Source organism: Mangrovivirga halotolerans (assembly GCF_026241165.1).
GTDB lineage: Bacteria > Bacteroidota > Bacteroidia > Cytophagales > Cyclobacteriaceae > Mangrovivirga > Mangrovivirga halotolerans.
Genome location: NZ_JAPFQN010000004.1, coordinates 1 through 15039, shown reverse-complemented (window position 1 = coordinate 15039; position 15039 = coordinate 1). Strand labels below are relative to the sequence as shown.

General features: G+C 34.5%; 10 protein-coding genes. 5 read left to right on the top strand and 5 right to left on the bottom strand.

The window, feature by feature from the left end:
• Window positions 1–213 precede the first annotated feature (213 nt).
• The 4 genes from OO013_RS06680 to OO013_RS06665 all read left to right on the top strand — a co-directional run bounded on the left by OO013_RS06680 (window position 214) and on the right by OO013_RS06665 (window position 7649).
• The gene (locus OO013_RS06680; RefSeq protein WP_266055927.1) at window positions 214–6135 is read left to right on the top strand and encodes a type I polyketide synthase; all 5922 of its coding nucleotides are present in this window, start codon (window positions 214–216) and stop codon (window positions 6133–6135) included.
• Entirely contained in the window at window positions 6122–6556 is a 435-nt protein-coding gene (locus tag OO013_RS06675; protein WP_266055926.1) for a lipocalin-like domain-containing protein, read from the top strand. The genes OO013_RS06680 and OO013_RS06675 overlap by 14 nt, the downstream gene beginning before the upstream one ends.
• A 36-nt stretch (window positions 6557–6592) precedes the next feature.
• Complete coding sequence (locus OO013_RS06670) at window positions 6593–7003, top strand: hypothetical protein (protein ID WP_266055925.1); 411 nt, start codon at window positions 6593–6595, stop codon at window positions 7001–7003.
• 298 nt (window positions 7004–7301) lie between these two features.
• Window positions 7302–7649 carry a hypothetical protein gene (locus OO013_RS06665; protein ID WP_266055924.1) on the top strand — a complete coding sequence of 116 codons (348 nt, stop codon included), beginning with the start codon at window positions 7302–7304 and terminating at the stop codon, window positions 7647–7649.
• 51 nt (window positions 7650–7700) lie between these two features.
• Here the strand turns inward: OO013_RS06665 and OO013_RS06660 are convergent, their stop codons facing one another.
• Genes OO013_RS06660 through corA form a run of 4 tightly spaced genes read right to left on the bottom strand, consistent with a single transcriptional unit; the run spans window position 7701 to window position 13253 of the window.
• Window positions 7701–10124 (bottom strand): TonB-dependent receptor, encoded by a 2424-nt coding sequence (locus OO013_RS06660; protein ID WP_266055923.1) that lies wholly within the window; start codon window positions 10122–10124, stop codon window positions 7701–7703.
• 54 nt (window positions 10125–10178) lie between these two features.
• Window positions 10179–11474, bottom strand: a complete 1296-nt coding sequence (locus OO013_RS06655; protein ID WP_266055922.1) for a sensor histidine kinase — start codon at window positions 11472–11474, stop codon at window positions 10179–10181.
• Entirely contained in the window at window positions 11449–12120 is a 672-nt protein-coding gene (locus tag OO013_RS06650; RefSeq protein ID WP_266055921.1) for a response regulator transcription factor, read from the bottom strand. The genes OO013_RS06655 and OO013_RS06650 overlap by 26 nt, the downstream gene beginning before the upstream one ends.
• A gap of 56 nt (window positions 12121–12176) precedes the next feature.
• Entirely contained in the window at window positions 12177–13253 is a 1077-nt protein-coding gene (gene corA, locus OO013_RS06645; RefSeq protein WP_266055920.1) for a magnesium/cobalt transporter CorA, read from the bottom strand.
• A gap of 38 nt (window positions 13254–13291) precedes the next feature.
• Between corA and OO013_RS06640 the strand changes: the two genes are divergently transcribed.
• Complete coding sequence (locus OO013_RS06640; protein WP_266055919.1) at window positions 13292–14275, top strand: NAD(P)H-quinone oxidoreductase; 984 nt, start codon at window positions 13292–13294, stop codon at window positions 14273–14275.
• 7 nt (window positions 14276–14282) lie between these two features.
• Here the strand turns inward: OO013_RS06640 and OO013_RS06635 are convergent, their stop codons facing one another.
• Window positions 14283–14732 carry a hypothetical protein gene (locus OO013_RS06635; protein ID WP_266055918.1) on the bottom strand — a complete coding sequence of 150 codons (450 nt, stop codon included), beginning with the start codon at window positions 14730–14732 and terminating at the stop codon, window positions 14283–14285.
• Between the last annotated feature and the right edge of the window lie 307 nt (window positions 14733–15039).

Sequence of the window (15039 nt, the reverse complement as noted above, 5' to 3'; positions counted from 1 at the left end):
TATCACATCACACTACCTTACTTATAAGTGTACCATGTCAAAATTCTTTAACATAAAAATGACAATATCATTGATTGTAAAGATTCTTTACTTCACTTTAATACTAGAAACTATTGACAATTACATTGTATAATTAGCCCTTAAATTGACTCCATTTCCTAATTGAGTTAATAGTTACTTTGTATCGTTAAGTATAACCAAAACAAATTTATCGTGTGCAAAGTTGCTATTGTTTCAATGTCATGCCGATTTCCAGGTGGCAGAACACCGGCTGAATTCTGGAATTCACTAACAGGGGGGGTAGACTGTATCGGTGACATGCCTGAAGATCGCTGGAATTTCAAAGATTTCTTTGATCCTGATCCCAGGGCAGCCGAAAAAACTTATCAGAATAAAGGAGCATTTCTGAGAAATATAAATGATTTCGATGCTCAATTATTTAATATTTCACCAGCTGAAGCCAAGGAGATGAACCCATCTCAAAAATTGATGCTTGAGCTTGTTTGGGAAGCAATAGAAAATTCCAAATCTACATTTGATAATTGGTTAGGTTCTAAAACCGGAGTATACATAGGAAACATCTGGAGTGATTTTGAACATCACAGAAAAAATGTTTATGCTTCGACAACCTCACACTCTGCTGTTGGACAAGCCTCTAATGTAATAGCAAATCGAATTTCATTTTATTATGGTTTTTCGGGAGCTAGCCTTGTCGTAGATACTGGTTGCTCATCTTCTATAGTGGCTTTACATATGGCTGTTCAAAGTATTCTTGATAATAGCATTGAACAGGCAGTTGTGGGCGGAGTGAATCATATTCTTGACCCGGAACAGTATGTTCTGCTTTCAAAATTTGGAGGATTATCTAAAAAAGGCAAATGCAGCACCTTCAGCAATGAAGCGGATGGTTTTGTAAGAGGTGAAGGTGCAGGAATAGTTCTTTTAAAACCTCTGGATAAAGCCATCGATGATAAAGATGAAATTTTAGCAGTAATTGAAGGTACTGCTGTTAATAACAATGGATTTAATGCATCACTTCCTGCTACTAGTACTGAAGGACAAATAAGTATGCTGCAAGATGCATACAAGAATGCAGGTATTAATCCAGGCGAAGTACAGTATGTAGAAGCACACGGAACAGGAACCAAATTGGGTGATCCAACCGAAACTAAAGCGCTGGGATTATTTTTTGGAGAAAACAGAAAATCTCCTTTACGGATTGGTTCAGTCAAAACGAATATAGGTCACCTTGAAGGTGCCGCAGGAATTGCCGGTCTTATTAAAGTATTACTGGCAATGAAATATAAAAAATTACCGCAAAACCTGAATTTCAAATCACCAAATCCCGAGATCAAATTTGAGGAATGGAAACTTGAAGTGCAAGATCGGCTTTCTGATTGGCCTTTAGACAAAGACAAGTTAATTGCGGGTGTTAATTCTTTCGGCTGGGGTGGAACAAACGCTCATGTAGCATTAACCAGTTATTGTTCAGTTGAGGAAAATAACAACTTCAGTTATTTATTTCCTGGCTTACTACTTAAGCTAACCGGTGCTAATCCGCAGGTTATAAAAGATCAAGCTAACAATATTGTTGAGCGGTTATTAAAAAATGATCTGAAATATGCTCAGAATATATGTGCTGCCTCATTAATTAAGGGTCTTCCGGTAAATCTTTCCATAACTATTGCCGCCAGGGATAAAGATGAACTTATTGAAAAATTAACCAACCTGGATGTCTCTAATATTGAATTAAAAGGTAAGAAAGAATTCAATTCCCATAAAGTTTGTTTTGTTTTCCCGGGTCAGGGTAGTCAATGGGTTGGTATGGGAAAACAACTCATGGAAAATTTCCCTGCATTTAAAGAAGTTATTGAGGAGTGTAATAACGCTCTGAAAAATTATTGCGACTGGGATTTGGTCGAAGTTTTAACAGATAATTCTCCGGCATTAAATTCTGATATTTCAATAGTTCAGCCAGCATTATTTGCAATAGAAATTGGCCTTGCAAAGCTATGGGAGTCATTTGGAATAACACCGAATGCAATAATTGGTCATTCGATGGGCGAATGTGCAGCCGCTTATATTGCAGGAGCATTAACTCTTAACGATGCTGCGAAAATCATCACCGGCAGAAGCAAATTGATGTCAACTGTTGCAGGCCAGGGATATGGTATGGCAGTAACTGAATTAAATAAGGAGGGAGCTGAAAAATACATTACAGGTAGTGATTCATCCCTTTCAGTTGCAGTTTATAATTCTTCGCAAAATACTGTTATAGCAGGAAAAGAATGTGATCTCTTACCACTAATAGAGAAACTGGATGAAGATGGCATCTTTTGTAAGCAGGTAAAAGTTGATGTAGCAAGTCATAGTCTTCAAATGGAGCCACTCACTTCTTTATTGGCTAATGAGATCAAATCTATAGCTCCTGTACCTTCTATAGTTCCATTCTATTCTACAGTTTTACCTGACAATGATACGGACCAAATTCTTAATCCGGATTATTGGGTGAAAAACCTTAGAAATCCTGTTCAATTTCATAAGGCAGTAAAAAAAGCCCTTGAGGATGAAATTGAAATATTTATTGAAATGAGTCCTCATCCGGTTTTAACTCAGGCTATTGAACATACTATTAAAGAATCTGATTCAAACAGTATCACTACCTATAGTTTATTAAGAGAAAAAGATGAGGTGATCAGCCTTTTAAATTCAATAGGCAACCTGGTTAATGTGAATGCACCACTCGATTGGAAAAAAATATTTTTTAAGGGTACCCCTGAACTTAATATTCTTCCCAATTATCCAATGCAAAGGAAAATTCTTGTCCCTGACCTGAGGATTGCCACAAAACCTAAAGGAAAAAATGGTAACAGATTTTCCGGTGAGAAGCTGGATATCTGTGACGAAAGCATCTTAATATGGAAATCATGCTTTTCACTATCAGATTTCCCATTTTTTGAAGGTCATAAGGTCAATGAAGAAGTTGTCTTACCGGGCACAACCTATGTTAGCATGGTAAGCGAAATAATGTCAGAATTAAATATTGAGAATTACTTTATTGAAAATTTGAAATTTGACCGGGCAATAACGCTAGATAAAAATTCCAATATTGATTTACAGATAAAGGCTTCAATTGAAGATGATGCCTATAACCTGACCTTTTATTATTTACAGGATAAAAATTGGCAACGTACAGCTAATTGTACGTTAAAAATAAACCAGAATTTCAGTTTCCCTTTATTGGACAGGCCTTCTGAAAATATTCCGGAGATTACTTCCGGAGAATTTTATCAGATAACTAATTCCCTTGGCATCGAATATTCTGAGGCATTTAAAAGTATTGTTAACATTCATGGTAAAAATGATTATTTCTATGGATTAATTAAATTATCTGATAACACTCCTCTTTTCTCTGATTGCAAAGTTCATCCTGCGTTATTGGATAACTGTTTACAATTGATTTTTTCAAAATCCTCTGAAAACGAAAATATCAGTTCAGCATACCTTGAAGAAATTGAAGGTATTAAAATTTACGACTCTCTAAATACTACACAGCCATTATTGGTTGAGATTAGTTATTTGTTTGGCGAAGACACCTTAAATCCTGCTGCCAGGATATATATATACAATATGTATGGCGATCCGGTAGCAAAAATAAATAAGGTATCAGCCCGACTAATTCCATCAATAGATTCTAACGAAAAATCACCTAAGGTATATCAATTAAAATGGACTGAGATTAAGACAAGTCAAAAAGATTTTGCAATAGATAATCCTATCCTGGTTTGTAATGAAAAAGATAACCGCACAAAGCTTATTGAAGACATTGAGAAATCTGTTGGAAGGCTAAATGTCATAAGGATACAATTGTCAGATAAATCTATTGATCTGTCGAATATTGAAAGTAAAAATATCATTTATCTCCCATATAGCGATAGTACAGATATTTCAGAAACAGCATCTTATAACTTGTTTGTCTTAGGTCAAATTTTAAAGCAAAAAGTCAATTCTTTAACCGTATTGACTAGTAATGCAAGTGGGTATGCTCAAACTACTATCGATCTGCCACTAAGAGGTGTTTGGCAATCAGGAAAAACTGCAATTAATGAACATCCTGATCTACCAATAAAAATCATCGATATTAACAACAACTATTCTACAGAGGAAATAGATGCTCTTGTGAATTTCATGAGGTCAGAAAAATCATTTCAAGGGGTACTTATCAATTCAAAATTATATTCACAAATCCCTGAAAATGTAAAAGACAAAACAATAATTCCAGGAAAATTTGAATCTGATGAAGTAATTGTTCTCACTGGATTTAAGGGAGCAGCATTTTCATTCGTGGAATTACTCGCAAAATCTGGAGTGAAAGCTATTGCTCTGGTGAGTCGTAACCCTGAATTAACTGATGAGCAAAATGAAAAAATAAAAACGTTTAGAAAAACAGGCATAGTTATAGAACGAGTTGCATGTGATGTCTCTAATTTTAATGACTTCACCAAATGCCTGGAAGGGATTCAGAATAACCTTGGAGAAATTACTGGTTTCATTCATGCTGCAGGTCTTATTTCTCCTGACAGGCTTGATGATTTGAGCTATGAAACCATCCAAAAAATCTTATCGGTAAAGATCAATGGCGCTTTAGCTATGGATAAATTCGATAAGAAAGGCAGACTAAGACATTTCATTATGTTTTCATCAGCTTCTGTATATTTTGGTTTGAGTGGCCAGGGAGCATATGTTTCTGCAAATGCTACACTTGATGCCATTGCAGAAAACAGAGTTCAAAACAACAAACCTGCTCTTTCAGTCAATTGGGGCGTAATCAAAGATGCCGGTATGGTCGCTGATAACAATCATCTTGAAAGATATTCTGAGGCTGAAGGATTCATTTCTATGAAAATGAAAGAGGCATTAGAATTATTTATTAACAAATATGATCCGCTTGGAAGGTCCTTTTCAATTATGGCGATTAATTGGGGGAAATCTAAGGATTATCATAAAAAGCTAGCCGAAACAACATTTTATAAGAGTGTTGAAAAAGATGATCGTGATATTAAAGATGGAGATTCTCTTTTAAAAGAATTAGCTAAAAACATTTCAGAAGACAAACAAAAAACTATTATAAAAAGCTATCTGATTGAAGGGCTATCCAAAATCACCCAGTTAGCCTCTTCTGAAATACCTGATCAGGCATCCTTCAAAAGCATGGGACTGGATTCATTAATGGCAGTTCAGTATCGAAACCACATTGAAAAAGGATTTGAAATTAAATTGGCTATATCAAAGATCTGGAAAGCAGACAATATTAAAAACCTCACCGATTTTTTAATTAATGAAATAGCTAAAAAGAATTCTGAAGTACAGTCAGATGCAGGAATAAAGAAAGACACAGCAATTACTTATTTCGGTAATAAAACATCGAAAAACCAAATCATAGCTATTCATGATGCCGGAGGAAGCTCTGCTCTGTATGCTTCAATGAATAAGGAGCTCCCTGAGGAAATTGGTTTGATGGCTATCGATCTTCCAGGTAGAGGTTTAGCCGATGAATTTCAGCCTTTTGAAACTCTTGAACAATGTGCAGTTAACATTGCTAACAAGATTACAGAAGCAAAACTGGAAAGCGTATGGTTGATCGGTCATAGTATGGGTGGAGCCATAGCTACAGAGGTAGCATACTTACTGGAAATGACAAATATCAAAATTAATAAGCTTATAGTTTCATCGACTCCAGCATTGAACTCCTACAACCCGGAAAGATATAAAAGTGATCTTCCTGACAGCGAATTAATCAGGTTATTTCCACATATCAATGAGATTGCATCAGATGATGAGTCGCTTAAATACCTTATGTCACTATTGAAAAATGATCTGAAGATTGTAAATAAATATCGTTTCAGCCACCAAACTAAAATTCAGAATACTGTTGAAGTATGGTATGCAACTGATGATGACCAGGTTTCTGACAAACAAGCTCAAAACTGGAAATCACTAGTAGAAAAAACATTAACAATCAGAAAATTTCATGGTGGACACGGATACCTCTATAAGGAGGAATATTCAAAAGTGGCTATCTCTTTAATTCTGGAAAACATTAAAAATGATTTAATAAAAAATGAAAATTACTAAGCAGATTATAGGTGCATGGAGATTAGTTGACTGGATCTTTGAAAATGAAACAACAGGGGAAAAACAGTCATTCTATGGCGAAAACCCTGATGGCTTACTCATTTTTGATGATTCAGGATGGATGACCGTTCAAATCGCCAAAGAACCAAGAAAAGATCTTAATAGTGATTCGTTTGATTCAGGGATACCTGAAGAACTTAGCAATGCCTATAAATCATATATGGGTTATTTCGGAAGGTTTAGAGAAACAAAACCAGGAGTACTGGAGCATACCGTTCAAAACTCTTTGTATCCAAATTGGAGAGGAGACATTCATATACGGTATGGTGAGGTAAATAATGATTTACTGACTTTAAGCACCCCTCCGACGAATACCGAAAATGGAAGGATTGCCTTTAAAATAACATGGGAAAGACAATAATCACACTTATATTTTTTACATCAAATTCTAATTATTATGACAAATTCATTTGTAACTGCAAAAAACCACAAAGTACTTTTAAAAAGGAAAAACATTATTGTTGAACATAATAAAGACCTCAACTATGTCTATTTAAAATGGGTTGGTTACCAAAAAGAGGCTGATATCAAGGAAAGTGGAGAAGAAATCCTTAAAATCTTTAAAACAATGGATTGCAAGGATATATTAAATGATAACAGAGAAGTGAAAGGCCCATGGAACACTGCTGCTGACTGGACAGTAAATAACTGGTTCCCAAGAATGATTGAAGCAGGAATGAAAAAGTTTGCCTGGGTATTCCCTGACAATATCTTTGCTGAACTTTCCGCTACTAAAGCAATGCCAGATAATGAATTAGTTAAGAAATTTAATTCATATAATGAGGCAGAAGCCTGGTTACAGGAATAATTATTTTATTCATATACTTAGATCGATAAAGCAGCCAATTTTTTGGCTGCTTTTTTTTATTTTTATTACTATCCATTTAAATTATCTATAACAATTAACCATTTGAACTTGTTATGGTCAAAAATTAATTACATTGCAAAATTACTTTAAATCGAATTACTTGATTCCAATCAAATTTAAAAACTCTGGCATTGTCGGTTTAAAACAAGTAAATTAATTAATAAGGAAGTTAATAATGAATATGGTTCACTCAGAAAGCTTAAAAAAAACTGTAATCATAGACCAAAGCAACTTAAGTATGGAATATTTCCATGACTATGATTATATATATCTGAGATGGATTGGATTTCAATCCGATGAGGAAATACATTCAAGTGGAGAAAGAATCCTCCTGAAATTCAAAAACCATAAATGCAAAAAAATATTAAATGACAATCGTGATGTTAGAGGTCCATGGAATACAGCTTCAACCTGGACTTCTGAATACTGGTTTCCACAAATGGTCAATGCCGGATTACAAAAATTCGCCTGGATATTTCCTGAAAACATTTTTGCTGAAACTTCAGCCAAGGCAGCAATGCCTGAAAGTCTGACCATAAGGAAATTTAAGGATTTTGAAAACGCGCACAACTGGCTGATAAAATAAAAGGAGATCCATTTTCATGAATCTCCTTAAGATATTTATCAACTTACTTTTTTAAAATTCTCCCATATCTCCACCACCATAATCACCTCTTCCTCTTTGTGGTCGTTTTTTCTGGTTTATTCTGTATGTCAAAGAAAGAGTGATCTGTCTTGGCCTCCATTGAAAGGTGCTTTCAGAATATAAATTTGCAAACTCCGTTTCAGATCTCCATTTCCCTGAATTAAATACGTCACTGACATTGAGAGCCAGCGTTCCTTTATTTTTAAAGATATCCTTACTGACAGCAAAGTCCATTATAAATAAACTCTTTCTTCTACCCTGAGCCTCTTCTTGAGGAGCTATGTATCTTGAATTTAACTGCATGTCAAAACTATTACCAATTTTAAACCTGTTACTCATTCTGGCATTAAATGACATGGTTTCAACATAAAACTCCTGTTCTTCAAATGTCCCTTGCTGGAATGTCCCCTCAGTTTCATTGTAGAATCCATTAACACTCAGGTTCATGTTCCACCATTTGGTAAAATCCATATTATAATTGATTTCAACTCCTAGGTTTCTGCCTATTCCCAGATTTGAAGGAATTGAATAATTTACTGAATCAATTCTATAACTAGCCCTGAAAATAACATCCTGTGTTTGTCTGTAGTAGACAGCCGTATATAAAGAACCTTTATCAAACTCATTTAAAAATCCAAATTCATACGAATCTGTAAACTCCGGATTTAGATTTGGATTACCAGCCCTGATATTCTGATCATCGGCGATCGTAAAGAAAGGATTAAGGTACCAAAATCTTGGACGTTGAATTCTTCGACTGTAGTTTGCCTGTAAAGATTGCTTTTCTGTAATATTATATGTCAGGAATACACTTGGAAATAGATTTAAATAATCTCTCGGGTTAACTTCATCAGTAACCCTTAATTCAGTTAAAATATCGGTATATTCAAGTCTCAATCCAGCCTGATAGGACCACTTACCAGATTCGTTCCCAAATTGGGCGTATAACGCCTGAACATTTTCTCTATAGTAAAAATCATTGGTAAAATCAGGGTTAACGACAAGTTCTCCGTTTTCACCTTGATTAAAAACTATATAGTCATTTTCAATTGTTCTTAACTGTCCGCGGTAACCCGTTTCAAACTTACCCTTTTCACCAATCGGATGTTTATAATTTATTTGACCAAACCATTCTGTTTCAGCTTCATCATTTTCTGACTTCTGAAAAGTAGTTGGTATTCTATTACCGTTTTCAATATCGTAACCAAAGATATCCGCAGCTTCTACCTCACCACTGTTTTCATATTGCAAGTCCGCAGTTAATTCCTGACCTTTCTTATCGAAGGTTCTTTTATAATTTATTGAGAACTGGTAATTACCTTCGTCTTCGGTCTCCTCCTGTACTCTTTGTCTCTGATTTAAAAGGGTTCCGCTTTCTGATAAACTATCAATATCAATCACATACTCATTTCCATCATCACCTATTCTGTATAAACCTGATACAGTGATCGTATTTTTTTCATTAAGGAAAAATTCACTTCCCATTCTGAAACTTTGGTTTAAACCCCAACGAGTATAATTTCTATCCCTTTCAAGTATTGAATTCGCATCACCAAAGTCATAATATTGTGTTTCCAATCCTCCACCTGGTGTTTTTCTATAGCTAACACCATAATTAAGGAATAAATTATACCACTTTCTTCTGAAATTAAGATTCGCTGACACACCATGATTATGAGGGTATCCCGTATTCATTTGAATAGAACCATTGATGCCTTTTCTTTCGTCCTTCTTTAAAATTATATTGATAATCCCGGCGGTTCCTTCGGCATCATAACGAGCAGATGGATTAGTAATTACTTCAACTCTTTCAATCATTTCTCCTGTGAGTTGTTGAAGCCCCTGGGCTCCACCACCAATACCTAGTAATCCTGAAGGTTTTCCATCAATTAAAACCCTTACTCCCTGACCACCTCTGAGACTAACATTACCGTCTACATCTACAGTAATACTCGGTAATCTATCTAAAACATCTGACGCTGTTGCAGCAGTATTAGAAAGATCTTTTCCGATATTATACACTCTTTTATCAAGTTTAACTTCCACCTGGGTTTTTTCCCCAGAAACAACAACTTCTTCTAAAGTGGTGGATTCAGGAGAAATTTGAATAGTACCTATATTAGTTTTTCCTGATACATCATACGGACCCACATATGCATTTTCATAAGAAATAAACTGGACCATTATCAAGTATCTACCTTTTTGAACAGGTATTTCAAATTTACCTTCCGGATCGGTTATATTACCAGTTATAAGGGAAGAGTCTGTAGGATTTAATATTCCTACTGAAGCAAACTCTACTGGTTTACCTGTTTCTCTATCTACCACCAAACCAGAAACTAAGGCCTTTGACATCTGGCCATAACTACTTAGTGCTAAGAAACTTAAAAAAATAAGTGCGATCTGTCTCATCATTAATGTTAATTTAGAATGTAAACCTACAAGTAGATTTTGAAGTAAACCTGAAGATTACACCAGATTAACACTAATTGTATGAATAAAGTTTTCCTTGTTAAACTTATATTTTATTTTAAAACCATAATAATCACAGATCTTTTTGACAATGGCTAAACCAAGACCAGGACTTTCAGCAGATAAATCACCCTTTTTAAATCGTTCAAAAAGTATTTCAGGATCCCCTTCAACCTCCCTACCGGAATTTTCAATTGTCAACTGGCATTTATCGAGACTAATTTTCACAAATCCATTACGAATATTATGTTTTAATGAATTCTGAAATAAGTTCATAAGAAGGATTTCAATTAAGGAGGGATCAGCATTTATGTTGCATTCATCAAAATCTATTTGTTTTAATTCTATTTGTTTTAATTCATACAACTCCCTGAATTGATTGATTTTATTAATTAATTCATTCCTTAGATCTATATTGGAGGTTTTATCATATTCTTTATTGTCTATTCGCATAAGTAATCCAAGCGAACGGCTCAATTTACTAATACTCTTTAAAGCATTTTGAGCAGATAATATTAAAGCATTTTGTTCCTCAGTCATATTTTCACCGTGTTTTTCAAGGAGGATATCTAATTTACCACGGGCAATTGCAACTGGAGTTTGTAACTCGTGACTGGCATTTTCAGAAAACTCTTTTAAAGAATTATAGTCTTTAATAATCTTTTCAGACAGCATATAAAGTTCAGAGTTTAATTCTCTCAATTCTTTAGTTTGGGTCTGAGGAAGATTCAGTGTTTCACCTTTTTTAAGCGAAAAATCCTGTAACTCTTTTAGGGTACTATAAAAAGGTCTTAAGAGTATATTTGAACTAATAACTGAAACTATTATTGTTAAAATAGATAATAAGAAAAATACTTTGATCATTGATGACCTCACCCCGTCTTCGATATCATCACTTTCGATTATCACATCATAAAGAACTACTTTGTAGGCTAGGGTATCAAGTCCATAGTATCCTGTAAGTTTTAGGTGAGGCTCCAGCCGCTGCAACTGAGAGTGCATAACAAGGGTATCCGAAAAACTGATAGTTTCTTCTTTTATTACTGTATCCAAAGGATAAATAGCATACTTAGTTCTTAAAAATGGCTCAGTTGGTCGATATCGTTGGATACCTTTTTTCGCATTTTCAAACCTTTCTTTCAGAAATCGTTTTTGCTCAATGTCAATCTCGCTTTCCATTGCGTTGTAAACAATCACACCACCAACTAAAAATGAACAAACAGTGATAGAAAGGTAAATTAAAGTAAGTTTTATAATAAGTCTCATCTCAACCAAACCGGTATCCAAGACCATAGACAGTTTTTATCTCTGGTATGGCGCCCGCATCTTTTAATTTTTTTCTTAAGTTTTTAACATGCTGATAAACAAAATCATAAGAATCAGTATCTTCCATATAATCACCCCATAGATGCTCGGCTATTGCATTCTTCGAGATTAACTTTTTTCTGTTAACAACGAAGAAAAGTAAAAGCTGTAGTTCTTTACCTGTTAAATCCAATGTTACATTATCAACACTGGCCAGACCACTATCTGTATCTATTGAAATATTTTCAAGTTTAACTTCTGATGACCCACTTAGACTTCTTCTTCTATATAAAGCCCTTACTCTGGCAAATAATTCTGTTAGATTGAATGGTTTAGGCAGGTAATCATCAGCTCCCATATCTAAACCTTTTACTTTATCTTCTACCCCATCACGGGCTGACATGATCAATATACCGGTTGTTGGAAATGTTTCCTTCATATAAGGAATCAAATCAAATCCTTCTTTATCAGGTAACATAAGGTCTAGAAGCACCACATCATACTCAAAAGACACAAGCTTTTCTATCGCTTTATGATAAGAAGATGCAATAGAAACTGTTACACCTTCCTTTTCAAGGTATGTATTTATATTGTCTGCTAACTCAGGATTATCTTCAACAACAAGGATTTTCATCTAAAAATTTTAATGTATATCGAAATTACCGACTGATTCTGAAGCAACTTTGAATTTTACAGCCAGTTTTTCCTTTTAAAAAAGATCAGCATACTAACTACAATTAAGGCCATCACTGTAAGTGTAATCGTAAAGCCATCCGGATCACCTAAACCATACATCTTCTCGAAATTCATACCGAAAACTCCCGCGATGAACGAAATAGGAATAAATATGGATGATATGATCGTCAAAACCTTAAATATCTCGTTGGAGTTCTGACTAAGATTTGAAAAATACAAATTGCTCAAACCATCAATGATATTGCGGTTAAAATCTACCTGGTCTATAATATTCTGAACATTATCCTTAAGGTCATGGAAATACTTCATATTTTTCTTTTGAATGTATTTCTGCCTTATCTCAAGACTAAAAGCAGCATCTTTAAGTGGATTAATGACTCTCATTAGATTATTCAACTTTTTTCGCTGAGTCTCAATATCAATTAATACATCTCTGTCAAAATTTTCAAGAACTTCTTCTTCCAGCTGTTCTATTCTTCCAATCACCTGATCTAAAACATAGTAGTATTGATCTATTACTGCATCGAGTAAAGAAAAAAGTAAATAATCACTTCCTTTAGACCGTATCACACCCGAATTATTCCTGATCCTTCGTCGTACTTCTTCAAAAATATCAGCTTTCTTTTCCTGTAAGGAGACAACATAATTTTTACCCACTATAAAGTTTATCTGTTCAATATTCATTTCATCCTCTTCGTCAATCCTTGCATTCGTAATGGATTTCAAAGTGAAGAAAAGATAATCTTCCATCTCCTCTAATTTTGGACGTTGTCGTGTGTCTAGCATATCCTCCATGATCATATTACTGATGGATAATTGATCTCCAAGTCCCTTGATATATTTCACCTCATTCAGGCCATGAAAATTCAACCAGCTAATATGCTTCTCATCCATTTGTTCTTTAAATTGCTCTAATTCAAAGAAGGATGTGTTTTCATCAAACCAATCAGCATTATACCTGATAAGTTGAATATTGGTTTTTTGATCAACATTTTGCCCGGTATATACCAGTGAACCCGGTTGAGATCCGGGCTTCGGAGGCGTACGCTTAATACGGTAAGTCTTTAACATCTTTTTAAATTAGAAAAAAATAGCAAAAAGCTGAAATAATGAAACATATAATATATAACGAAAATGGTGATCTGGAATCAATGGACTGGCAATCAGGCGAAAGTTTAAAACCAAAAGCAGGGCAATTAAAAATTGAGGTTAAGGCTTTTTCGCTTAACAGGGCTGATCTGCTTCAAAGAAAGGGTAAATACCCACCTCCTCCGGGAGAAAGTAAAATTCTTGGGCTTGAATGCGCAGGAGTCGTCATTGAAAAAGGGGATGACTGTGAAAATTTTAATATTGGCGATAAGGTAATGTGCTTACTCGCAGGTGGTGGATATGCTACAGAAGTGGTAGTAAACGAAGATCTTTGCATGAACATCCCTAACCAAATGGACTTTGCAAGCGCAGCAGCCATACCTGAATCATTTCTTACTGCATTTCAGTGTCTTCATACTATAGCAAAAATAAAATCAGGTGACAAAGTATTAATTCATGCTGGTGGAAGTGGTCTCGGGACAGCCGCTATCCAGCTGTGTAAAATTTTCAGTGCCGAAAGTATCGTTACTGCAGGTACCGAAGAGAAAATTAATTTTTGCAAAACACTCGGTGCATCTCTTGGAATCAATTATAAGAATGAGAGTTTCAAAGAAATAATTGAAGAAAATTATGGCAAAAATAAAATTGATATTATCATGGATGTCATCGGAAAACCATACGTTGACGATAATATTGATGTATTAAAATCTGATGGTAGATGGTTATTAATAGCCTTCATGGGGGGAGCAAGGGCAGAAAACTTTCCTTTATTTAAGCTATTGGCCAAAAGAATACAACTTACTGGTACAACTCTAAGAGCCAGATCATTAAATTATAAGGCCAGATTAATCAATGATTTCTCTAAATTGGCATTACCTGCATTTACGGAAGGAAAAATTAAACCGGTAATTCATGATATTTATAATTACAAGAACATAATTGAAGCTACCCGAACCATGGAAAATAACCAGAATATCGGGAAGCTTGTAATTTCTTTTGACTAAATAATAATTAGAATTCTGATATATTTGAGGAAGTTTCTCCTTGATACTCAACCCCATCATAAGTTAAAGTATAAGTTACTTTACTCACCTCATCATCCTCTTTATCTACTGTCAATAAAGCTTGTGATGGAAATTTTATTACTGCATTATCGGGTTGAACCGGATTAAAATCTTCTATTGCTGAAACAGAAACATTTGGTTCTGACAAATCATATTTACCGGATAAATCTGATGCATTGATAACAAAACTAAAGTAATCACCAGTACCCTGTAAAACTCCATTGGATCCCACAGATATTCTATCAAAATAGATATCCACAAAATAATTATCACCTACATTTCTTATTACAACACCTTCGGGATTTCTGATTTCAATTGGAGTTTCAGAATCATCAGATGAACATGAAGTTGTAAGGAAAATCGTTAATACTCCTAAAAAATAAATTGATCTTAGCATAATAAATGAGATTTAGTTGAATGAGTTTTAAAAGTAATCAGACTGATTTCTTTTTGCACTTCAATTTGACCTGATTTATTACCTGGATCAATCAAAATCGAATAATCTTATAGAAACATAAATGATGTTAATGATATTAAAGAATATCAAACATCTCTTTTTGGTTGATATGGTTATAAAGTGTGAGAGTGTGAGTGAGTATAGAGAAAACAGTATCGAGAATTCTCGCTCTCGCTCGCACTCTCGATACTGTTTTATGAATCAAACCTCTTTATCAATCCGTAAAGCATTTTTGATAATTCCTCCA

Coding starts and splice junctions, on each gene's coding strand:
- OO013_RS06675 (WP_266055926.1), top strand. CDS start 6,122: ATGAAAATTACTAAGCAGATTATAGGTGCATGGAGATTAGTTGACTGG.
- OO013_RS06670 (WP_266055925.1), top strand. CDS start 6,593: ATGACAAATTCATTTGTAACTGCAAAAAACCACAAAGTACTTTTAAAA.
- OO013_RS06665 (WP_266055924.1), top strand. CDS start 7,302: ATGGAATATTTCCATGACTATGATTATATATATCTGAGATGGATTGGA.
- OO013_RS06660 (WP_266055923.1), bottom strand. CDS start 10,124: ATGATGAGACAGATCGCACTTATTTTTTTAAGTTTCTTAGCACTAAGT.
- OO013_RS06655 (WP_266055922.1), bottom strand. CDS start 11,474: ATGGTCTTGGATACCGGTTTGGTTGAGATGAGACTTATTATAAAACTT.
- OO013_RS06650 (WP_266055921.1), bottom strand. CDS start 12,120: ATGAAAATCCTTGTTGTTGAAGATAATCCTGAGTTAGCAGACAATATA.
- corA (WP_266055920.1), bottom strand. CDS start 13,253: ATGTTAAAGACTTACCGTATTAAGCGTACGCCTCCGAAGCCCGGATCT.
- OO013_RS06640 (WP_266055919.1), top strand. CDS start 13,292: ATGAAACATATAATATATAACGAAAATGGTGATCTGGAATCAATGGAC.
- OO013_RS06635 (WP_266055918.1), bottom strand. CDS start 14,732: ATGCTAAGATCAATTTATTTTTTAGGAGTATTAACGATTTTCCTTACA.